General features: G+C 34.3%; 22 protein-coding genes. 2 read left to right on the forward strand and 20 right to left on the reverse strand.

Annotated features, from left to right (window positions below; genetic code table 11):
- Positions 1–3 precede the first annotated feature (3 nt).
- The 11 genes from AC4CVH_RS10645 to AC4CVH_RS10695 form a co-directional block, all read right to left on the reverse strand.
- Positions 4–441, reverse strand: coding sequence for a deoxycytidylate deaminase (locus AC4CVH_RS10645; RefSeq protein WP_490787738.1), 438 nt, complete (start codon positions 439–441; stop codon positions 4–6).
- A 132-nt stretch (positions 442–573) separates the two neighbouring features.
- Positions 574–1203 carry a uracil phosphoribosyltransferase gene (gene upp, locus AC4CVH_RS10650; protein WP_490787739.1) on the reverse strand — a complete coding sequence of 210 codons (630 nt, stop codon included), beginning with the start codon at positions 1201–1203 and terminating at the stop codon, positions 574–576.
- 33 nt (positions 1204–1236) lie between these two features.
- Entirely contained in the window at positions 1237–1686 is a 450-nt protein-coding gene (gene rpiB, locus AC4CVH_RS10655; RefSeq protein ID WP_490787740.1) for a ribose 5-phosphate isomerase B, read from the reverse strand.
- 82 nt (positions 1687–1768) lie between these two features.
- Positions 1769–2227 (reverse strand): low molecular weight protein arginine phosphatase, encoded by a 459-nt coding sequence (locus AC4CVH_RS10660; protein ID WP_490787741.1) that lies wholly within the window; start codon positions 2225–2227, stop codon positions 1769–1771.
- A gap of 37 nt (positions 2228–2264) precedes the next feature.
- On the reverse strand, positions 2265–3317 hold the full coding sequence (locus AC4CVH_RS10665; RefSeq protein ID WP_490787742.1) for an L-threonylcarbamoyladenylate synthase: 1053 nt from the start codon (positions 3315–3317) through the stop codon (positions 2265–2267).
- A 29-nt stretch (positions 3318–3346) separates the two neighbouring features.
- Positions 3347–4009 (reverse strand): ZIP family metal transporter, encoded by a 663-nt coding sequence (locus tag AC4CVH_RS10670; RefSeq protein WP_490787821.1) that lies wholly within the window; start codon positions 4007–4009, stop codon positions 3347–3349.
- Positions 4010–4119: 110 nt separating this feature from the next.
- Complete coding sequence (locus tag AC4CVH_RS10675) at positions 4120–4761, reverse strand: hypothetical protein (protein WP_490787743.1); 642 nt, start codon at positions 4759–4761, stop codon at positions 4120–4122.
- A gap of 51 nt (positions 4762–4812) precedes the next feature.
- Positions 4813–5883: a peptide chain release factor 1 gene (gene prfA / locus AC4CVH_RS10680; protein ID WP_490787744.1), complete on the reverse strand. Its 1071-nt coding sequence runs from the start codon at positions 5881–5883 to the stop codon at positions 4813–4815.
- 79 nt (positions 5884–5962) lie between these two features.
- A complete protein-coding gene (prmC, locus tag AC4CVH_RS10685) occupies positions 5963–6826 on the reverse strand; it encodes a peptide chain release factor N(5)-glutamine methyltransferase (RefSeq protein ID WP_490787745.1) in 864 nt (287 codons plus the stop codon).
- A gap of 44 nt (positions 6827–6870) precedes the next feature.
- A complete protein-coding gene (locus AC4CVH_RS10690) occupies positions 6871–7791 on the reverse strand; it encodes a DUF1385 domain-containing protein (protein WP_490787746.1) in 921 nt (306 codons plus the stop codon).
- Positions 7791–8414 carry a thymidine kinase gene (locus AC4CVH_RS10695; protein WP_490787747.1) on the reverse strand — a complete coding sequence of 208 codons (624 nt, stop codon included), beginning with the start codon at positions 8412–8414 and terminating at the stop codon, positions 7791–7793. The genes AC4CVH_RS10690 and AC4CVH_RS10695 overlap by 1 nt, the downstream gene beginning before the upstream one ends.
- 182 nt (positions 8415–8596) lie before the next feature.
- Here AC4CVH_RS10695 and rpmE point away from each other — a divergent pair, with 182 nt between their 5' ends.
- Positions 8597–8809: a 50S ribosomal protein L31 gene (rpmE, locus tag AC4CVH_RS10700; protein ID WP_490787748.1), complete on the forward strand. Its 213-nt coding sequence runs from the start codon at positions 8597–8599 to the stop codon at positions 8807–8809.
- 59 nt (positions 8810–8868) lie between these two features.
- Here rpmE and rho read toward each other — a convergent pair whose 3' ends face one another.
- The 5 genes from rho to ypeB form a co-directional block, all read right to left on the reverse strand.
- Entirely contained in the window at positions 8869–10416 is a 1548-nt protein-coding gene (rho, locus tag AC4CVH_RS10705) for a transcription termination factor Rho (protein WP_490787749.1), read from the reverse strand.
- A gap of 307 nt (positions 10417–10723) precedes the next feature.
- A complete protein-coding gene (gene pyrG, locus AC4CVH_RS10710; RefSeq protein WP_490787750.1) occupies positions 10724–12331 on the reverse strand; it encodes a CTP synthase in 1608 nt (535 codons plus the stop codon).
- A 199-nt stretch (positions 12332–12530) separates the two neighbouring features.
- Entirely contained in the window at positions 12531–12842 is a 312-nt protein-coding gene (locus tag AC4CVH_RS10715) for a ribose-5-phosphate isomerase (RefSeq protein ID WP_490787751.1), read from the reverse strand.
- Between the two features lie 80 nt (positions 12843–12922).
- Positions 12923–13339 carry a YwiB family protein gene (locus AC4CVH_RS10720; protein ID WP_490787752.1) on the reverse strand — a complete coding sequence of 139 codons (417 nt, stop codon included), beginning with the start codon at positions 13337–13339 and terminating at the stop codon, positions 12923–12925.
- A 75-nt stretch (positions 13340–13414) separates the two neighbouring features.
- Positions 13415–14779, reverse strand: coding sequence for a germination protein YpeB (gene ypeB / locus AC4CVH_RS10725; protein WP_490787753.1), 1365 nt, complete (start codon positions 14777–14779; stop codon positions 13415–13417).
- A 314-nt stretch (positions 14780–15093) separates the two neighbouring features.
- Here ypeB and AC4CVH_RS10730 point away from each other — a divergent pair, with 314 nt between their 5' ends.
- Positions 15094–16347 (forward strand): MGDG synthase family glycosyltransferase, encoded by a 1254-nt coding sequence (locus AC4CVH_RS10730; protein WP_490787754.1) that lies wholly within the window; start codon positions 15094–15096, stop codon positions 16345–16347.
- Between the two features lie 33 nt (positions 16348–16380).
- Here AC4CVH_RS10730 and spoIIR read toward each other — a convergent pair whose 3' ends face one another.
- The 4 genes from spoIIR to ispE all read right to left on the reverse strand — a co-directional run bounded on the left by spoIIR (position 16381) and on the right by ispE (position 21860).
- Positions 16381–17061, reverse strand: coding sequence for a stage II sporulation protein R (spoIIR, locus tag AC4CVH_RS10735; RefSeq protein ID WP_490787755.1), 681 nt, complete (start codon positions 17059–17061; stop codon positions 16381–16383).
- Between the two features lie 92 nt (positions 17062–17153).
- Positions 17154–19391 carry a Ger(x)C family spore germination protein gene (locus AC4CVH_RS10740; protein ID WP_490787756.1) on the reverse strand — a complete coding sequence of 746 codons (2238 nt, stop codon included), beginning with the start codon at positions 19389–19391 and terminating at the stop codon, positions 17154–17156.
- 18 nt (positions 19392–19409) lie between these two features.
- Positions 19410–20876: a spore germination protein gene (locus tag AC4CVH_RS10745; protein WP_490787757.1), complete on the reverse strand. Its 1467-nt coding sequence runs from the start codon at positions 20874–20876 to the stop codon at positions 19410–19412.
- A gap of 141 nt (positions 20877–21017) precedes the next feature.
- Entirely contained in the window at positions 21018–21860 is an 843-nt protein-coding gene (gene ispE / locus AC4CVH_RS10750; RefSeq protein ID WP_490787758.1) for a 4-(cytidine 5'-diphospho)-2-C-methyl-D-erythritol kinase, read from the reverse strand.
- Positions 21861–21974 lie beyond the last annotated feature (114 nt).

Below are 21974 nucleotides of genomic sequence, written 5' to 3' on the forward strand. Positions count from 1 at the left end.
GAATTAACCTTCCTCATCCATCATATATGCCTGCCTCGTTATACGTTTCAGCTCAATATGCGGTGCATATTGAAACCAATTGATTTCGGGAGAGTACTCCTCACAAAATATAACTCTTTTTATACCACATGTAATTATAAGTTTTTGACATTCAGGGCACGGCATGTGTGTAACATATAAAAAAGCCTCTTCCCTATCTGGAGGTGCAACCTCCAAAAGGCAATTAACTTCGGCATGTATAGTTCTTACACAATGGTTGTTTTTCATAAAACAACCTTCGTCGTCACAATGCGGAAGTCCTTTTGGACTGCCATTGTAACCTGTCCCTTTGATTCTTCTGTTTTTAACAAGCACAGCACCAACATGTAATCTTGGACATGTACTTCTCTCTGCCACTTGAAATGCAATGTCCATAAAATAATTGTCCCAATCTTTCCTCATAAAAATTTTCTCCTCAGTTTAAATACATATTAATAATTATAAACTATTAAGTCGTTTTTTTAAAGAAATCATCGCATTTTTAAAACTAAGGACTCTTGAATTACATCAAGAGTCCTTAAAACTTAAATTGCTTTATTTTGTTCCATAAAGTCTGTCTCCTGCATCTCCAAGTCCCGGTATTATATATCCGTCTTCATTTAGCCTTTCATCAACGGACCCAATATATATGTCTACATCCGGATGTTCCTTCTGCACTCTTTCAATTCCTTCTGGAGCGGCAATCAAACACATAAGCCTGATTTTCTTTGCTCCTCGTCTCTTAAGAAGAGTTATGGCATCTGAAGCTGACCCCCCTGTTGCCAGCATAGGATCAGTTACAATTACATCTCTTTCACCAATATCCTGTGGTAACTTGCAAAAATATTCTACAGGTTGAAGTGTTTTTTCATCTCTATAAAGTCCTATATGTCCAACTTTGGCAGCTGGAATAAGTTTGAGCATTCCTCCTACCATTCCAAGCCCTGCTCTAAGTATTGGAACTACTGCTACCTTCTTTCCCGAAAGCATTTTACATGTAGTTTTGCATATAGGTGTTTCAATTTCAACATCTTCCGTCTGAAGATCTCTTGTGACCTCATATGCCATAAGCATAGCCACTTCTTCCACAAGTTCTCTAAAATCCTTTGATCCTGTATTTTTATCCCTTATAAGAGCCATCTTGTGAAGTATAAGGGGATGTTTTATTTGCGTTACCTTACTCATTCATATTCCTCCTTGCTGAATAGAACCTTTATTCTATTTGGCATATTTGTTTTCTATTTGTGTAATTTTATCTACTCTTCTTCCATGTCTTCCACCTAGAAACTTTGAATTCAGGAATATATCAACTATATCAAGTGCAAGACCTGGTCCCACAACTCTCTGACCGAGTGCCAGTACATTGGCATTATTGTGTTCCCTGCATGCATGAGCACTGAAAGTATCTCCGCAAAGTGCTGCCCTTACTCCATTAACCTTGTTTGCAGATATACTTATTCCTATACCAGTTCCACATACAAGAATACCAAATTCAAAATTTCCACAAGCTACTTCTTCTCCAACTTTCTGTCCATAATCAGGATAGTCACAGGAATCTTCCGAAAAAGTTCCAAAATCCTTGAATTCAATGTTCTTCTCTTCCAAATGTTTCATTATGTCCTTCTTTAAAGGGAAACCTGCGTGATCACTTCCCAAAGCAATTTTCATACAAAGCACCTCCAAAACTTTTATAAGAAACCATCTATAAACTTTTACCATGTAAAACCCGCAAAAAAAGAAGATAGAAACATTAAGCAATGCCTGTATCTTCTTTTAACCTGCCAATTAACAGTGAAATACTATAATCAAGCTCATTATAGGTAGTCTCATAATTAAATATATTACCACCAAAAGGGTCCTTTACATCGCCCTCCTGTGAAATAACTTCTTTTAAATTAAATATTTTGTCTTCAAAATCAGGAAATTGACTTCGAAGTCCGTCGCATATAGATTTTGTCATGGTAAGAACAATATATGAATCTTCTATCATATTACGTGTAAGTTGAATTGCCCTTCTTCCGCCTATATCGATTCCAAGATGTTTTTTCAGAACCTCTACCGCATTGTGTGATGCAGTACTTTCGCCAAATACAGATACTCCCGCTGACCAGGCCAGCATATAATCCGTATTGCAAGATTGATTGAATATAACTTCTGCCATACAACTTCTACAGGTATTTCCTGTACATACAAACAGAACCTTTATCACCAAACCACTCCTAATTCTTCAAATTAACAACAATATTTTAAACATCCGTAATATCAAAACCAGCAGATTTTTTGAGTCTATTCATAATTGCAACTCCAACTCCATGCTCCGAAAACGCCTCTGAAATTATCACATCAACCTTCTTGTCGTCAAATGCTCTCAAGGTTTCAAATAGATTTTTGGAAATTTGAATCATGTCGTTCCTACTTCCAAGAGATATAACCAATGCATCTTTATAATAATTTTCAGTTTGATCTGTGGCAATTACTCCTATTTTTTTATTTTCACTTATATAATTCTGCACCATTTCATTGATTTTTGCAATAGTTTTTTCCAAATTGCCTCTAACTATTTTTACTTTTGCATTAGGCGCATAGTGTCTGTATTTCATACCTGGAGCTTTCGGTCTTATATTCTTTGCCGGCTTTTCCATTATTGCAGGATCTATATATATATCTTCCTCAATCTCCTTCAGCATTTCAAGTGTTATTCTTCCCGGTCTCAATATACAGCTTGGCGAAACCGTACAGTCAATTACAGTAGATTCCACTCCGAATTCACACATATCTCCCCCGAGAATACAGTCAACTTTTCCATTCAGATCCTCTATACACCTTTCCACATCGGTGGGGCTGGGTCTTCCTGATATATTGGCAGACGGTGCTGCAACAGGTACGCCCGAACAGCTTATAAGTGCCCTTGCTATCTTGTCTGATGGCATCCTTATTCCTATACTGTCAAGTCCTGCACTTGTAGTTTTAGGAACTAAATCTGTTTTGGGAAGTATAATCGTCATCGGTCCCGGCCAAAATTTTTCCATGAATCTCCTTGCTGCATCCGGTATACCTTTAACAAGAGGTTTTATCTCCTTCAAATCCGATATATGTACAATAAGCGGATTGTCTTGAGGCCTTCCCTTTGCTGCAAATATTTTCTTCACCGCATTTTCATCAAGTGCATTTGCACCAAGACCATAAACTGTTTCAGTTGGAAATACTACAAGGCCCCCCTTTCTTATAATTTCCGAACTTTTCTTTATTACATCTTCATCTATATTGTCCTTATCAAGCAAGCAAACTTTTGTATCCATATGATTACCACCTTTGTTTATATTTGCTTTTACAATACATGTACAATTATCAATCCAAGAATTATACCTGACAGAACCCCGATAGTACTCGAAGTGCCCTCCCATGTTCTAGATGATTCCGGCATCATCTCGCCGCATACTACATAAAGCATTATTCCAGCTGCAAAAGACAGACAAATACCCAATACATTTTGGGATATTCCTGCTATAAATGCACCTAAAAAAGTTCCTACAGCTGTTGGAGACGCAGTAACAAGTGCATACAATAAAATTTTAAGTTTTCCAACATTGGAAGACATAAGCGGTGCAGCTACTGCAAGTCCCTCCGGTATATCGTGAATTGCAATTATAAGACACATTTTTATTCCAAGACTCCCGCCGGCTCTGAACCCACAGCCCATTATTATACCCTCCGGGAAATTATGTATCATAAGACCTACTGCAGCCATAAATGCAACTTTCATATGCTTGTTCATATCATGTTTTACAACTTTGCCATCAATTACTGCAACAATCAGTGATCCAATCACTGCGCCCATTACCGTATTTGTAAAACTCCACCTGTCAATTGCTTCGGGTATGAGGTCAAACACAACAACCGAAAGCATAAGTCCTGCTGCAAATCCAACTACAGTTCCAATAAATCTTCTGGAAGGTTTTTTTACCACGACTCCAAGTACTGCCCCAAGCATGGTGCCTGTAAGCGACACTATACTTCCTATTATAACTATGCCCGTAATACCAATATCCAAAGTATCACCTATATTAATTAATTATGTTCTATATTTATGCTGCTTTGAACTCATTTATAATTATTTGCAGTTAAATTGTGTCTTCCCGAATTGTCTCTGTAAAATTTTATCACGTCTATGGCATCTTCAGTAAAATGTGCATATACACAATTCTTATAAATACAGTCGAGAAGCGGATACTTTTTTATTCCCGCCCTCTTGATTACAGTGTAGTAAAATTGCTTGTCAGGATATATACTTTTGAGTCTGCTGTACTCACCAGCTGCATAGGAATGCTTCTTGAGGAAGTTTACATTAACCGGTATTATTCTGTTGCTTCTGAATTTTGAATCCGTCAGTACTATAATTTTAAAGTCAGGGACTTCTATATTTTTATCATCCTTGTAAATATCTCTTTCTACATGTACTGCCATTACATTCCTGCATGTTAAAACAAGCTTACTTTTTTTTACCCCTAGAATTATTTTCAACCTGCAACCATCACAATTAAATAGGAGCAATTCATTGTTGACTTTCATTATAAATGCTAAAAGTATTAGAACTTCTATAATCGCAAGATAAATTATGTAGAATGCATAAATTTTTCTTGAAAATACAAGTGCTGCAGGCAAAATAAAAAAAATAAGACCCATTGACAGCATAAATCTCCTATAGGATTTTCTTTGCTTTCTTATGGCCTTATCTATATTCATATTATCCCGCTCCAATAAGGACAGCGGTTTTCAACTCCTCCCATTTATTTCCTATTCGCCCATGTTTTCCATTTTCTCTGCCTGATCTGCCGTTATAAGTGCATCTACTACCTCATCAATATCTCCGTCTAAAAATGAATCAAGTTTATACAGTGTAAGCCCTATTCTATGATCGGTAATTCTGCCCTGAGGAAAATTATATGTCCTTATTCTCTCGCTCCTGTCACCTGTTCCAACCTGGCTTCGTCTATCTTCCGCAATACTCTGGCTTCTTTCCTCTTCGGCCCTCTCATATAATCTTGATTTGAGTACTTTCATGGCCTTTTCCTTGTTTTTAAGTTGTGATTTTTCATCCTGACACGATACTACAAGGCCTGTAGGAAGATGAGTAATTCTAACTGCTGAATCCGTTGTATTTACGCATTGACCACCGTGTCCTGAAGCTCTGAATACATCTATTCTTACATCACCAGGATCAATCTCTATATCAACATCATCAACTTCAGGAAGTACCGCTACAGTTGCAGTTGACGTGTGGATTCTTCCGCTGGACTCTGTATTTGGAACCCTTTGAACCCTGTGCGTTCCACTTTCATATTTTAATCTGCTGTAGGCTCCATTACCTTTTACCATGAACACTATTTCTTTAAAGCCGCCTATGTCTGTCGCATTTATACTTATTGTCTCAATGCTCCATCCTCTTCTCTCTGTATATCTAGTATACATCCTTGTAATATCAGCTGCAAACAGTGCCGCTTCCTCTCCTCCTGCTCCAGCCCTTACTTCTACGAATACATTTTTCGAGTCATTTGGATCTTTCGGCAAAAGTAAAATTTTCAATTCTTCCTGTACATCCGAAATACTTGAAGTCAGGGATTTTATCTCCTCCTGCTCCATTTCCCTCATTTCCTTGTCCGTTTCTTCCTTCAGCATTTGTTTATTGTCTTCCAAATCACTTTTAGCCTTCTTATATTCTCTATATTTTCCAACTATTGTTTCCATCTCCGCATGTTCCTTGCAGAGCTTCCGCCACTCTTTCTGATCCTTTATTATTGAAGGATCACTTATCTTAATAGACAATTCTTCATACTTATTCTCTATAAAATCAAGTCTTTCCAGCATATTTTTATCACTCCGTATAAATATTTTCACAACTTATTATTATAGCATACTGTTTTCAACTATATCAAACCCGTAATATTTAGAACCTTCCAAACACCACCCTGTCTCTTCCTGCTAAATCTTTCACACTATTTATATCAGAAAATCCACTGTTTCTAAGTATATTTTCAACTGCTTCCCTTTCGTCACAGCCTATCTCAAACATTATCATTCCACCCTTATTCAAAAGTCCTATGCTCTGTGACACTATTTTTCTGTAAAATTTAAGTCCGTCTTTTCCTCCACACAATGCATTATACGGTTCATAATTTTTTACATCCTCCATAAGAGTAGGAATAACTTCTTCTTTTATATAAGGTGGATTCGAAACTATAATGTCAAACTTTTCACCTTCAAGTATAAAGCTCTGAAGCAAATCACTTCGTACAAGATTTACCTTGTCCTGAATAGAAAACTTCATTATGTTTTCCCTTGTAACCTCACACGCTTCCAAAAACTTATCACAGCAAGTTACATTTATCTTTTCAATTAGACAGGCTATTGATATACCAATTACACCACTGCCGCAACACAAATCACAGACTTTTTCATATTCATTTCTATTTATCTGCTCAATTGCATTTTCAACAAGTGTCTCCGTATCAGGTCTTGGAATTAAAACCCCTTCTTTTATATAAAAGTTTAATCCCATAAATTCACACTCGCCAAGTATATATTTTACAGGCATCCTTTTTTCCCTAAGTCTCAAAAGCTCATAATACTTTTCTATATCTTCCTCATCTATTTCATAATCTCTGTTTATAATCAAAAATAATTTATCTTTTTTTAAAATTTTTCCGAGAAGAAGCTGGGCGTCAAGCTTATAACTGTCTATTCCCTTAAGTTTCAACCTCTGATATCCATAATTCAAGAGTTGGCCTACGGTAGTTCTAACTTTTTCCATTTCAATTCTCCATTTCAAATAAATTAAGTTTATTATATAGACTTTTACTTTTTATCACAATCTATTCCCTGTGCCGACTTTAAGGCTGCTATTGCAACTTCAAGTTGATCATAGTCCGGTTCCCTTGTTGTCAGCTTTTGAAGCATTAGTCCTGGATACGAAAGTATTTTTGACAATCCACTCCTACTTTTCCCCAGCCACTTTATCAATTCGTAAGTTATTCCTGAAACAAGCGGAAACATAACCAACCTATATATAAGCCTTTCCCATATATCTTCCCATCCTGTAAATGAGAAAATTACTATACTCACTATCATTACAAGGAAAATAAAATTGGTACCGCATCTTGGATGAAGTCTTCCAAATTTTTTGGCATTTTCCGGTGTAAGCTCGACTTCATTCTCGTAACAGAATATAGTTTTGTGTTCAGCTCCATGATACTCAAAAAGTCTGCGTATGTCTGACATTCTACCAATAATACATATATACACCAAAAATATAGTTACCCTTATTATTCCTTCTATCAAATTCAATAAAACAACATTTTCTATATTAAATTTTCTAAAAACATTTGCAGTAAACGTCGGGAACAGAAAAAAAATTAACATGGCTATAAAAAAAGATATAAAAATGGTTAATCCAAGCATTATATCATCGGTCCTGTCCTTAAATATTTTATTAAGCCACATATCAACTTTTCCTGATCCTACTTCCTCGTCTTCAAAAAACGATGCAGAATAATCAATGGTTTTTATGCCAATTATCATAGACTCCAAAAGTCCAACAAAGCCTCTTATTATAGGTAACGAAAAAAGTTTGTTCTTCTTGTTACAAGGTACACTGTCTTCTCTGCAAACAACAATTTTTCCGTCTGATTTTCTAACAGCAGTTGCAATTCCGTTTAAGCCTCTCATCATAACCCCTTCTATGACGGCCTGACCTCCCACGGACGTCAATCTCGACATTACACCACCCCGTCTTGATACTTATTTGTACAATTTTCATGTTCTTTTTTATAACTCAAATAACATTTTCCACACAGTGGTTCATATTCAACATTATTTTCTTTATCTATAGCCACCTGTTTTCCTTCGAATACAAATCTGCTGTTTATTTTTCTTCCGTTAAATACAGCCTTCTTTCCACACCTGCATATCGTCTTGAGTTCTTCAATACTATGTGCAATCAAAAGCAGTCTTTCGCTGCCTTCAAATCCATTCATTCTGAAGTCTGTTCTTATACCATAGCATATTACCGGTATATCATCCAATACTGCTATTTCAAACATTTCATCTATCTGCTCTCTTGTAAAAAACTGAGCTTCATCTGCAAGTATGCAATCTAATTTTCCATTGTTTTGTTTCCATTTGTTTATACTATATCTTATATTGTCATTTTTCTCAATAATCATATCAACTTCTCTTGAAATTCCAAGGCGTGATATTACACTGTCCCCACCTTTTGTATCAGTTCTGGGCTTTATTAGAAAAACCTTCATACCTCTTTCCTCATAATTATATGCCACTTGAAGCAGATTTGTAGACTTTCCACAGTTCATGGCTCCATATCTAAAATATAATTTACTCATATATTTTCCTTCTTCTAGTTTTATATATTTAAACAAATATTATTTTAACAAAACATGGTGATTTATTAAAGCACTTATGTAAAATAAAACACAATCCAGGGTTTATTGACTTAAAAAAAATGACATGATATAATCGAATAGTTAATATGAAAATGCGTTTGAATGCGAAAGAGGTGAAAAACATGAAAAAAGGCATACATCCTGAATACTACCATGATGCTGTAGTTAAGTGTGCATGTGGAAACACTTTCACAACCGGCTCAACACAAAAGGAACTGAAAGTGGAAATATGCTCTAAATGCCATCCTTTCTTCACTGGTAAACAGAAAATAGTTGATGCAGGCGGAAGAGTTGACAGATTCTTAAAGAAATTTAACTTGAAGAATGAACAGTAGAATTATACTTAACTTGAAATCATCAAAACCTGTCCTTTATATGGGCAGGTTTTTTTAATTTATTTAATATTGCTTATATCTCTTTCCTTGTCGAATTTTTTGGAATTTATACCAATCTTTCCTGTAAATCCAACAAACTCTCTGTTGTTCTTTGTTTTAGTCAGAAGATTTATAAGCTGTTCAGTTACATTTTGATTATTATTTTCATCATACAATACTTTTCTTATGTTAAAGGCCGCATCTTTTTCCTCCTGTGTCTTGAAAAGCAAGTCGTCTCTCCTTGTTCCCGATTTATATATATCAATTGCAGGGAAAATTCTTCTTTCTTGAAGTTTTCTATTAAGATGAACTTCCATATTGCCTGTACCTTTAAATTCCTCAAATATCATGTCATCCATCCTGCTACCAGTTTCAATTAAAGCCGTAGCCAAAATAGTCAAACTACCGCCTTCTTCTATATTTCTGGCAGCTCCAAAAAACTTCTTTGGCATTATAAGTGCTCCTGGATCAAGTCCTCCTGAAAGAGTTCTACCCGTTGGAGTTATTGTAAGATTATATGCTCTGGAAAGCCTTGTAATACTATCAAGAAGTATAACTACATCCTGACCCTGTTCCACCATTCTTTTTGCCCTCTCAAGAACCATGTAGGCAACCTTTGTATGATGTTCGGGTTCTTCATCAAAAGTCGAATATATTACTTCGCCTCTTATGGATCGTTGCATGTCGGTAACTTCTTCTGGTCTTTCATCTATAAGAACTACTATAAGTTTTATTTGAGGATGATTAACAGATATACTTTGTGCTATTTTCTTTAGGAGGGTAGTCTTTCCAGCCTTCGGAGGCGCTACTATAATACCCCTCTGTCCTTTTCCTATCGGCGATATGATGTCCATAAGCCTCGTTGACAAATCAGATCTTCCCGTTTCAAGCCTTATCTTCTGATTTGGATATATTGGTGTGAGAGTTTCGAAAGGTTTTCTTCCAACTGCCCTTTCAGGATTTTCTCCATTTATTTTCTGAACATAAAGAAGTGCCTTGAATTTTTCCCCCTCTTTAGGAATTCTAACCTTTCCAATAACCTCATCACCTGTTTTTAAATTGAATCTTCTTATCTGCGATGGCGACACATATATGTCATTTGGTCCCGTAAGGTAGTTTTTACCTCTTAAAAAACCATAATTATTGTTCTCAATGATCTCAAGTACTCCCTTGGCACTATCGGACTCATTTATCATTTCCTTCAGTTTTTCTTTTTTGCTCTCTTCATTCTTATGCTCTTCAGGTTTGTGTTCCTCACTTTTGTGTTCTTCGGATTTGTGAACGTCAGTTTGTTTTTGAACTACTTCAATTTTCGTCTCTGCAATTTTCTCTGAATTTTCCTCTTTATCGACAGTATGTTTGACTTCACTTTGGATTTGATTCTTAGGACTTATTTTTTCCCTGAGTATAAGTCCGTCTTTTTTTATGCAGGCAGGAGACATTGATTTTATTTTCTCAATTAATTCAGCCTTTTTGTATTTATAGGCATTTTTCATTCCTAACTTTTTTGCAGCTTCTTTAAGCTCTGCCAATTTCATATCGGCAAGTTCTTTATCTTTATTGATCAACAGGTAACACCTCTCATTATTAACTTTATAAACTTCTACAGGGAAAACTCAAAAGAGAACCGAAAATAAACAAAAAATTTATTTTAAGGAAATTTTTCATATTGAAGGGTAATATATCATAATTTATATTATAACCTCTTGGAGATTTTTAATCCATATATTGTAATAATACTCAGCATCATAAATTACTACACTTACATTATATAATATTATTATTACGTAGGATAATCAACTAGTAAACAAAAATAATTTTATGTTTTATTAAAAGGCCAGGATAAATAATATCCCAGCCTTTCCATTTAATATCTTACTGAAGAGATTTTTTTAAAACAGCTGCAATAAAATCCCTGAACAAAGGGTGAGGCTTATTTGGCCTTGATCTTAATTCCGGATGGAATTGCACAGCTACAAACCATGGATGATCTTTGATCTCGGCAATCTCAACCAGCCCTGAATCTGGATTTATACCTGAGAATTCAAGTCCAGCTTCAGTAAACTCTTGCTTGTATTTATTGTTGAATTCATATCTGTGTCTATGTCTCTCATATATAACTTCTTTATTATAAGCTTTAAAGGAATTGCTTGATTTTTGAAGCCTGCATGGATATGCTCCAAGCCTCATGGTACCGCCCTTTTCATCCATGTTTTTCTGATCCGGCATTAAATCTATTACTGGATACTTGGTGTCAGGATTAATTTCCGAACTGTGAGCACCTTTATATCCAAGTACATCCCTTGCAAATTCTATAACTGCACACTGCATTCCAAGACATATTCCAAAGAATGGCACTTTATTTTCCCTAGCCCATCTTGCTGCTTTTATTTTTCCTTCTATTCCCCTGTCTCCAAATCCTCCAGGAACAAGTATTCCGTCTACATCTTCAAGGTAACTTTGTACATTGTCCCTAGTTACATCCTCAGAATTTATCCACTTAATTTTCACATGGGTATTATTGGCATATCCTCCATGATTTAAGGCTTCAACCACAGATATATATGCATCATGAAGCTCTACATATTTTCCTACAAGTCCTATTGTAACACTACCTGATAAATTCTTTATTCTGTGAACCATGTCTATCCATTCAGTATTATCTATATCACCACATTGGAGTTTTAATTTCCTGCATACTAAATCATCAAGGCCTTCATTATGAAGCATCAGTGGAACTTCATACAAGTTTCCAGCATCAAGATTTGGTATAACTGAATCTTTGTCCACATCACAAAATAAAGCTATTTTCTCCTTCAAATCATCTGAAATCTCGTTTTCGGATCTGCATACTATTATATCCGGCTGTATTCCAATACTCCTAAGTTCTTTTACCGAATGTTGTGTAGGTTTGGTCTTTAATTCTCCAGACTTACGCAGATAAGGAACCAGGGTTACGTGTATAAAACAAACATTCTCTATTCCTACATCATATTTTATCTGCCTTATTGCCTCAAGAAACGGAAGTGATTCTATATCTCCTATTGTTCCACCAATTTCAGTTATTACAACGTCTTCGTGTTTTTCTTTTGCTACTTTATACACACGCGATTTTATTTCGTTTGTAATATGAGGAATCACCTGTACTGTACTTCCAAGGTATTCACCCTTTCTTTCCTTGGTTATTACAGACCAGTATATCTTACCCGTAGTTACATTATTGTTTTTACCAAGGCTTTCGTCGATAAATCTTTCGTAATGACCCAAATCCAAATCTGTTTCCGCACCATCATCTGTTACAAAAACTTCTCCATGCTGGTATGGACTCATTGTGCCTGGATCTACATTTATGTATGGATCAAACTTTTGTATTGAAACCTTAAGTCCTCTATTCTTTAAAAGTCTTCCTAGTGAAGCTGCAGTTATCCCCTTTCCAAGTGAAGACACTACTCCTCCAGTTACAAATATATACTTTGTACTCATAAAATTTCTGCTTTACAGCAGCATTCACCCCCTGGTTTGTGTTATTATTATCCAAGTCTATATAAAATTATAGTTGACAATAAATTTATTTAGTATTATAATAAAAATTACTCGAATAATATAAGTATTAATATAGGTTTTTTAACATACCTAATATAATAGCATATTGTACAAATATATGCTAGGTCTTTTATGATTTTTATTTTATCTTGTCTATTAAATTTTCCGCTTCAAAGTACATATCTCTTATTTTCTTGTTGAACAGCAAGTTTTCTTTGGCTTTTTTTATATTACCTTCAAGATTTGTTTCATTTATGAAAGGCAGGTCTTTTTGTAGCATTTCCACATCAAAACACTTGTATTTTTTAATCAGAAGGAAAAAAAGATATTTGCACTCCTTATCCTTCAATATTTCAAGCAAGTCATTTTCAGTTAAACCCTTGTATTTGCGCAATATATCGATAATTGCAACATATCGTGCTTCCTTGTCTATAAAATATTTATTCATCATTCATCTTCCCCATTATTTATATTAATTTTCTGAATTATACTATTTGTATTACTGTCCAGAATGGGGATATTTAAACATACTTATTTTTCAATCTTAATATTGACTTTTAATTTTGTATCCTGATACTCTTGTCCGGATATGCTTAAGCTATAATCTATGTACACATCTCCGCCTGTTTCATCCACATTTATTTCAAGTTTATTCGTTTTTATTTTAAGCTCTATAGCACCATATGGAGTATCATACACAGACATACTTTTAATTTTCTTGTTAAAATCCATACTTGTATTGGTAGTTCCTATCCTCATAAGTGAAAAACTATCCTTGTCTATTTTAAAAGTTGTATCGGTGCCTTCCATACCTGAAACTTCCGTTTCTTTATATTTTGCATAGTATGAGTCATCTTCCTTGTAGAAACTACCTGGAGTAACAACTTGTATATTGTCTTTTTCATCTTTTCTGCTGCTTGATACTGATATAATAGCCTTTTTAATCATGGATATTCCTCCTGAAATAGTAGATTGTTCTTAACCACAGGTTAATTATATCAAAACAATCAAATCATGCAAAGCTTACATTGTCAACTCTCCATTTGGTGTATTTATTATTTGAATTATACGTTCCTCATATCCAGTATCTGTATTTATATATATTTTGAAATTATCTTCCTTATATTTTCCTGAAAATTCATAGCACAATACCTCTTTGTTATTTTCTCCCGGAATAATAACAAGTCTTTCTCCTGTAATATCAAGCCTTTTACCCACTCTTTTTTTCGCCAAGTCAACACTAACCTTCGGATATTTTATATTTCTTTTATCTTCGTGGGCAGTCAGATATTTCTCCGATTCCATACTTACAATTTTTCCATTGTCCAAGGCTATTTTCAATTTTATCTGATCGGGGTAAACTACAACATCTCCTTGTTTATATACATAATTAACTACAGCTTCATTTGAATATCTTAAACTGTACGTTGGCTCCATACCTTTGTATCCAATGCTTTCCAAATACTTCTTCCCTTTTAAGATAGCACTTTTCATATCTATCTTGGAGTTGTTTATAGGCCTTGTATTTATAAAATAAAGTATTTTTCCACCGTTTTTGCTGACTTCACATACTATATTTTTATTCTTATCCGATGACAGGTTTGCGGTAAATCTATATACCTTTATTCCTTTATTCTCCACAATGTTCTCCTCTTTTAATTTTTCAGTTTTAACATTTCCAACAGCTTTTTTTGCAATACTTTCTGCAGTTTTAAGTGGAACTTCCTTCTGTGATAAAATTTTAGGCTTTATAGAAAGTACATTGTCTGAAAAAGGACCGTCATAAATCAATGCGGGATATTGAAGCACCTGTTTTTGTACATTCTGAAACATATTTGCTGCATCTTCTGAATTATTTTTTGCAAACGCTCCGCTCACTTTTTTTCTTATTTCTCCCCAGCCTATTTTTCCCTGATTTATATCATTGGATATACTACTTAATTGTGTTTCAAGTCCTGAAGATTCTTTTTTAAGTTCATCTATATCCTCGTAATCTTTATTTGTAAGGCTCTTGCCCTGACTTGACGCCTTGCCTAGACTATAGCAAAAATCACCAACCTGATTCAAAAATTTGCTTGTTTCAGATATTGCCGGCTGGGATACCGGGAGGGAGTGCAATTTGTCGCTGGCAATACTTGAATATCTGAATATTTCCTCAAATACAGCTATTCCCTGTTCTCTGGATCCTACAACCTCAGCCTTTGCAAGATTTACTCTTATATTTTGAACCGCATCTATCAATTCAAACATGTTTTTACCATATTCTCCCTGCAGATAATTTCTATAATCATTTCTCTCCAAAGTCATAAGAACAGCAAATGTACTTGAAAATACAATTATGAGAGTAACAACAGCTGTATATACGATTCTCTTCTTGGTTGCCTTCATAAACGTGCCTTCCAATATAAAAACTGGTCAGCCTTCCCTCCCTTTCTCTAATTTTATATTCAATTACACGTTTATTCTTTGTAATAATTTGAATTTGTATTCATAAACAGCCATAAAAATATTTTACGCGTATAAGTTACATATATACACAATTTATCTGTTATAATAACTTATATACATTTAATTTAATATTAATTTTTTCTTAATTGTTACCTGAATGAGTTTATTATTCTTTTTACTTTTTATATAATGTTAAGTAATACAAGCAACATATTTATTTGTAATTTATACACAATCAATCAGAAGGTGATTATATGAAAGCGTTAATTTTTTCTGTTTCTGCAGGAGGTGGTCACCTTAATGCGGCAGAAGCTATAAAAGATTATATAGAACTTGAAAATTCAAATTCAAAAGTAGAAATAATAGATACACTAAAATATATAAATCCAGTAATAGACAAGGTTGTAATAGGCAGCTATTTAAAGGCTTTGAAAGTTACACCTTTTCTTTATAGAAAACTGTATTCCTACTCAGAAGGAAATGATCCGCTTGTAATCACTCTTGCTTCTAAAATTATCGAGTCGCTAACTTGCAAGCTGTTACCTTTGATACATAAATTTAATGCCGATGTCCTTATATCAACCCATTCTTTCACTACGGAAATGCTGTCAGTATTAAAATTCAAATACAACTTAAATATACCATGTATATCTATTATCACTGATTTTTATCCTCACAGCACTTGGCTGCATCCTCATATAGATGCATATATAGTATCAGACAACGATATGCGAAAAAAAATGGTTTCGGAAGGAATAAAAGAAGACAGTATATACGACTTCGGTATACCTGTAAAACCTGATTTCAATGAAAAATACAAAAAAGAATCTACTCTTGAAAGTTTGAATCTGTCCCTATCCAAAATTACCATACTTGTAATGGGCGGAAGCCTTGGATTAGGCAAGATTATGGATATATACGAACAGCTGAACAAAATAGAATATGATATACAAATAATTGTGATAACCGGGAAAAATAAAAAATTATATTCCCATCTCTCAAAAGTTAAAAAATCCTCGCTTAAAGATACCTGTATAGTAGGCTACACTGATAAGGTGAACAAATATATGCAGTGCAGCGATATTCTTCTTACAAAACCTGGTGGGCTTACAATTACAGAAGCTCTTATATGCAATCTACCTCTAGGTGTTTTTTCCCCGATACCTGGTCAGGAAGAAAAAAACGCCCAGTTTCTCTTTAAGAATGATCTTGCAATAAATTTGACAGACATCTCAAAATGCGGTGAAAATATTTCCAAACTTTTGAAATGTCCTGAAAAATTAAAAAATATGTCCAAAAAATGTTCCAGTTTTTCCAAGCCTTATGCTGGATACAATATAGTTAAATTAATTAATTCTCTGACAGATAACAGAAGAATAAGTCCCAGTTTAAACAAAACCGTTCCAAAAGATGAAAAAATCTGTGAAAAAGACGATATAAAGACACTTGTAAAATCTGCCGGACAATACTTTTTAAAAACTGCCAACAAGCTCTTTGATGGAAATTAAATTATATAACCTAGGGTAATCCCTAGGTTATACTTATAACCCAAGTTTTTTCATAACATCCACTATTTTGAATTTAACTTGAATCTTATTATAATGCTTTTTGTCGGTATCGGATTTTTCTATTCCATTGTCTACTGAATCATATTCCTTTTCATTTAACACACTTCTCATTTTCTTTTCAGTATCCTTGTAAGATGCCTGTCCTTTTGAAATATCTACAAAACATAAAGGTGGAAACATAACACACCACCAATTTTGTCCCTTACCTTGTCCTATTATTACTCTGTAAGCTTCATATCTGCCTTGTGGCAGAGTAATATTCCCATATGTCTTTATAGGAAAATTGGTTTTACAGAAAGTACTTCTAACTCCATAATTATATCCATAGCTTTTTACCACATTCTGTGATATCTCTAAAATTTTCTTGTCGTTTTCTTTGAGTATCTTCCTTGACTCCTCTATGCTGCTCGAGTTTTTCAATTTCGGAGATATATACGCTAAAATTGAATCCCTTACTTTCAATTTTAGATCCTGATCATATTGCGTATCACTATTTGCTATAACATGAAACCTTATAATCTTTGACGCAATGCTTTTCTGTATACTTTTATCCACGTTTCCGCTTGAATCCACATAATCCCTGGAACCAACGCTAAAGTTAACTGCAAATGCAACCAAAATACTAAATACACATATCCTTAAAAATTTCTTCACAACAATCCACTCCCCCTGCTCCGAGTAATTTTCATTTCTAGTTATGAGTATTGACAAACATTTTGGTTATATTCACCCTTTATATAAAAATATTATTTTGATACTCCTATTCTTCTTATCTGAGTATCTATATTTAAATCAATTACAGCGTTTTTATATTTTTCATCCCAGTTATTTTTTATTTTTTTCCACAATACAGGATGATATTTTTGTACATATTCCCTGAATCCCACAAGGTCAGCTTTATATTTATTCTGGGTTATGTACATGGTTTTGTAGCAATCTTTTTTTATAGAGTCATTAAAAACATTTTGTATATAATTGAGTTCATCAACAGAAAACAACTTTTTACCAAGATAGTAGTCCTTTATCTGAGATTCTATCTTTAACTTTACATCAAATTTCAACTTTCCACCTGTCTCGTGAACCTTAACTTTCCTACTCACATCATCTATATTTATATCCAGAGGATGACCGCCAACATAAATTACCTTGTTGCTGCCTTTCAGCTTTCCTTTGAGTAATTCTATATCTGAAGTCTGAGTTGGATTTAGTTCGCCTGTCAAAATAAAATTTTTAATTACTGCGGAACCTTGAACTTCTATATCTTTTGTATCTTTGTTCGTATCGATTACAGGCAAAAGACTATTTCCATTCTCACTCATTTCCACCATAAAATCATTTAAAGTTACCGGTATAACCCTACTGTTTCTATAATCATTTTGAATAAGTCCTATTACATAGGTCTCCATATTTTTTTCGATGTCTGTCTTAAGTTTTATATATTTTGACGTATCTCCTTTTGAAAGGACAACATACATATTTCTATTTAAAGATGGTTCTCTGTGAAGATAGTCCAGTGTTTCTTTAAACAAATCAGGATATTTTACCAATTTTTCGCTTAATACAAGTAAATCCGTATGGCTGAATTTTATAGATCTGCTGCTTTTAAGTCTGGCATTTGAAACTGCATCTTGAAAAGAAAATCCGTCTGCTTCTATATACTTGTCACTTGCCTGTGCACCTTTATCCGGCCCCACCTGGCTGAGATCAGGCATTCCAAAGGTAAGGTGAATATTTTTCAGACTTTGTTTTGCACCATTAAAGCCCTTTGAATCTTTCACTGCATCTTCTCCAGCATCAATGCCTATTACTGAAATGAGCTGTTTATTTTCTATTTCAGTCTTATCCCAGCACCCGGTAAACAACACACAAATTAAAAACAATGGTAGTATTTTCTTTAGTCCTTTTCTGTTTTTACACACTGAAAAAAATATTATAAGAAATGGAACTAGTATTATGGTTATTAGAAAAAATATTGAAATGTACTTTCTCGTCATGTCGTATAAAGCCGCTATATTCTTGGGATAAAGTGCTGTTACATAAATTAAGATTCCCATAATTACAGAAGGCAGTTTTAGAGTTTTGAATTTAAAAATATCTTTTAACAAATCAGAAGAAAAGTAATATATATTTGCAAAATTTGTGAAACAGAATAGAATCCACATAGCCATGACAAGTCCTTCCCATCTCTGTATGAATATACTGCTTGCACTTATGGATTTAGTCATGGTAATAGCCGGCCAAAGCAGCTGCCCTGTTTCGTTTTTAGAGAAAATAGACAGTGCCACTGCAACCACTGCAGTATAAAACAACGTGACAAATAAAATACTTTTGAATGATATTCTCGCCGCTGATTTCCTGTTTTTCAAATAAGGCATTATTATATATACTATCTCTATGCCCGAAAAGCTGTAAACACTTGTCTTCAATGCTTTAAGGTATTCGTATGGCTTGCTTGTAAAAACAGGAAGCATATTACTAAAATCAGCTTTACCGAGTGTAAGAACAAGTATTACACCAACAGGAACAAACATCAGCCAAAAAGCCGTTTGGTTGAATTTTACTACATTTTCGAGTCCCCCTGTTATAAGGTAAATTCCAGTCAGTATTATAATAATGAATATAAATTCCGTTGGTGTTTTCTCAAGAAGATACATCTTGACAACTTCCGCAAATATTCTAATACTTGAAGATATTGAAACAATGTTGTATGCAATAAAAGCGAAAGCAAAAACCGTTCCAAAAATCCATCCAAAATTATTCTTGAGTATTATATAGAGTCTTTCAAATCCATTTATCTTTATGGCATAATATGCAGCATACAGCAGAAAATATATTACAATTCCTGCAAAAATAGTCACCATCCATGAATCAGTGCCCACAATCGTCTCTATTTCCTGTGGATATGAAAATATTCCAACTCCAACAATTGCAACTACAATTGTGCTGAACAGGCCAAAATCAGTAATGAAATTTTTACTATCCATGTTCTACACCCTCCCGTACTATCTCTGTCTTACTTTATCCTGTGTTTTCATATATTTTGGTCTGTTTTTAAAAAATCCTATCGGCATTCTTATGTACATATCTTTAAAATCATCAAGGTTTTCATTAACCATCGGTGAAAGATACGGTATTCCAAAGCTTCTAAGCTTTACAAGATGTATAAGCATTACTATAAGCCCTATCATTATTCCATAAAACCCCACTATGGCAGCTGCAATTATAAGCAAAAATCTAATGATCCTAAATGCTGATGTAATTTCATAATTTGGCGCTGTAAAACTTGTTATTGCAGTAATTGAAACTATGATTATCATAATCGGGCTCACAATTCCAGCCTGAACTGCCGCCTGCCCTATTATAAGTCCTCCAACTATGCCTGTAGTTGTTCCTATAGCCTTGGGCAATCTTGCCGTAGCTTCAAGCAAAAGCCAGAAACTAACCTCCATAATTATTGCTTCTATAAACGCAGGAAAAGGAACCCCTTCACGGGATGCAGCAATAAAATAAGCAAGCTTTGTAGGTATTATTCCTGTGTGAAAAGACGTGACTGCAACATACAAAGCTGGCATTATTACAGAAGCTATAATTGCTATAAATCTTATTATTCTTACTACTGAAGAATATATCCATCTTTGATAATAATCATCTGGTGATTGAAACAAATTTGGAAGTGTTGTCGGTACTATTATTGCAAAAGGCGAATTGTCCACAAGAATTGCAATTCGTCCTTCATATACTGCCGCTGCAACCACATCCGGCCTTTCCGTACTCTGTACTTGTGGAAATATCGACCATTTATCATCTTCTATAAGCTGCTCTATATAACCACTGTCCAATATGGCGTCTATATCTATATCCTCAAGTCTTTTTTGAAGCTCCTCCAATGCTTTCCTGTTTACTATATCTTCGATATAGACAAGCGCAAGATCACTTTTGGATCTCGTACCTATTGTATTTGATACTATTTTAAGTCTGGTGTCCCTAATTCTCCTCCTTACAAGAGCTGTATTAAATCTAATTGTTTCTGTAAATCCATCCCTTGCTCCTCTTATGACGGTTTCTGCCGATGGCTCTGAAATACCTCTTGCAGGCCAAAGTCTTGTGGCTATTATGTAAAAAGCTTTCATGCCGTCTACAAACATTATAGTATCGCCGGACATAACAGCATTTATTCCTTTTTCAAGATCACTCTCTTTTTTTACATCAGAAATTGTTATCACTTTTTCTTCTATGCCGTTTTCTGTTTTTATACCGTCTCTAAACTGCTTCCGTGTCATGACCCCCCTCATGAAATCACTGAGTAGATCCTTATCTGCCATACCGTCTATATAAACCATTGCAGCTTTTATATCTTCCATATAAAAGTCTCTGAATACAATGTCGGAATTATCCTTAAAAAGTTCCTTGATATATTTCATATTTTCATTGATATCAGGCGACACATAATTTTGCAAAACTTCTTTCAAAATAGTCACTTCCTTTAAAATCGAGTTTATTCTACAAATTTATCTTTTGCCACCTGATGTTTAATTATTCATATTGCCAAAACTAAAAAAGACATTGCCGAAATCTAGTTAAACCCGATTTCGGCAATGTCCTTAACTTAATTAAATTGTTCTCGTTATAAATACTTCTACATACTTACGCTTTACCCTATCATAATACGACTGTGCCTTCAGCATATCATCAAAAATAGCAAATACAGTAGGGCCACTCCCACTCATAAGTGCACCAACGGCACCTGAATATACAGCCTCTTTTTTTATCTGCTTAAGTATAGCATGTTTTTTTAACACAACATTTTCCAGAACATTCCTCATGTTTTCTCCAACAGTTCTTAAATCATTATTCTCCACTGCATCTAAAATCAACTTGTAGTCCAGGTGTTTTCTAATCTTTTTCATGTCAAGAGATTTATAGGCATCCTTTGAAGATATTCCAAAGGATGGCTTGACAAGAACTAGAATATGATCCTTGAAGGATTTTATTTTAGTTACTTTTTCACCGATTCCTTCACAAAGTGCAGTTCCCCCGGTAATACAATAAACTACATCAGCACCTACCGTCAAAGCTAGTTTTTCAAGTTCATTATTTTTAACATCCGGTCTGTACATATCTCTCATAATCTTCAGTACTGCTGCTGCATCAGTACTCCCACCTGCAAGTCCTGCCGACACAGGAATGTTTTTATTTATATCTATCTCAACACCACTTTTTATACCATATGTATTCATAAACAATTCTGCCGCTTTATAGGCAATATTTCGTTTGTCAAGCGGCACATAGTTTTTATTGCAGCTAAGTTTTATTCCTTTTTCAATCTTATTTACCGACACAATATCATATAAATCTACAGTTTGCATTATAGTCCATAAAATATGATATCCGTCATCTCTTTCTCTAATAACATCCAGTGATAAATTTACTTTAGCATAAGCTTTGACCAACATATTATCCTCCAAATCAAAGGTTTATCTAGATATTCCCAATTTGTATATTTAAAATTTAATATCATAATTGTATATTTTACTACAAATTCGACTAAAACTCTAGATTTCACCCTT

The organism is Clostridium pabulibutyricum (genome assembly GCF_058242705.1).

Excerpts from the sequence above, each read along its gene's own strand:
- AC4CVH_RS10645 (WP_490787738.1), bottom strand. The coding sequence starts at position 441 with ATGAGGAAAGATTGGGACAATTATTTTATGGACATTGCATTTCAAGTG.
- upp (WP_490787739.1), bottom strand. The coding sequence starts at position 1,203 with ATGAGTAAGGTAACGCAAATAAAACATCCCCTTATACTTCACAAGATG.
- rpiB (WP_490787740.1), bottom strand. The coding sequence starts at position 1,686 with ATGAAAATTGCTTTGGGAAGTGATCACGCAGGTTTCCCTTTAAAGAAG.
- AC4CVH_RS10665 (WP_490787742.1), bottom strand. The coding sequence starts at position 3,317 with ATGGATACAAAAGTTTGCTTGCTTGATAAGGACAATATAGATGAAGAT.
- AC4CVH_RS10670 (WP_490787821.1), bottom strand. The coding sequence starts at position 4,009 with ATGCTTGGGGCAGTACTTGGAGTCGTGGTAAAAAAACCTTCCAGAAGA.
- AC4CVH_RS10675 (WP_490787743.1), bottom strand. The coding sequence starts at position 4,761 with ATGAATATAGATAAGGCCATAAGAAAGCAAAGAAAATCCTATAGGAGA.
- prfA (WP_490787744.1), bottom strand. The coding sequence starts at position 5,883 with ATGCTGGAAAGACTTGATTTTATAGAGAATAAGTATGAAGAATTGTCT.
- prmC (WP_490787745.1), bottom strand. The coding sequence starts at position 6,826 with ATGGAAAAAGTTAGAACTACCGTAGGCCAACTCTTGAATTATGGATAT.
- AC4CVH_RS10690 (WP_490787746.1), bottom strand. The coding sequence starts at position 7,791 with ATGTCGAGATTGACGTCCGTGGGAGGTCAGGCCGTCATAGAAGGGGTT.
- AC4CVH_RS10695 (WP_490787747.1), bottom strand. The coding sequence starts at position 8,414 with ATGAGTAAATTATATTTTAGATATGGAGCCATGAACTGTGGAAAGTCT.
- rpmE (WP_490787748.1), top strand. The coding sequence starts at position 8,597 with ATGAAAAAAGGCATACATCCTGAATACTACCATGATGCTGTAGTTAAG.
- pyrG (WP_490787750.1), bottom strand. The coding sequence starts at position 12,331 with ATGAGTACAAAGTATATATTTGTAACTGGAGGAGTAGTGTCTTCACTT.
- AC4CVH_RS10715 (WP_490787751.1), bottom strand. The coding sequence starts at position 12,842 with ATGATGAATAAATATTTTATAGACAAGGAAGCACGATATGTTGCAATT.
- AC4CVH_RS10720 (WP_490787752.1), bottom strand. The coding sequence starts at position 13,339 with ATGATTAAAAAGGCTATTATATCAGTATCAAGCAGCAGAAAAGATGAA.
- ypeB (WP_490787753.1), bottom strand. The coding sequence starts at position 14,779 with ATGAAGGCAACCAAGAAGAGAATCGTATATACAGCTGTTGTTACTCTC.
- AC4CVH_RS10730 (WP_490787754.1), top strand. The coding sequence starts at position 15,094 with ATGAAAGCGTTAATTTTTTCTGTTTCTGCAGGAGGTGGTCACCTTAAT.
- AC4CVH_RS10740 (WP_490787756.1), bottom strand. The coding sequence starts at position 19,391 with ATGGATAGTAAAAATTTCATTACTGATTTTGGCCTGTTCAGCACAATT.
- ispE (WP_490787758.1), bottom strand. The coding sequence starts at position 21,860 with ATGTTGGTCAAAGCTTATGCTAAAGTAAATTTATCACTGGATGTTATT.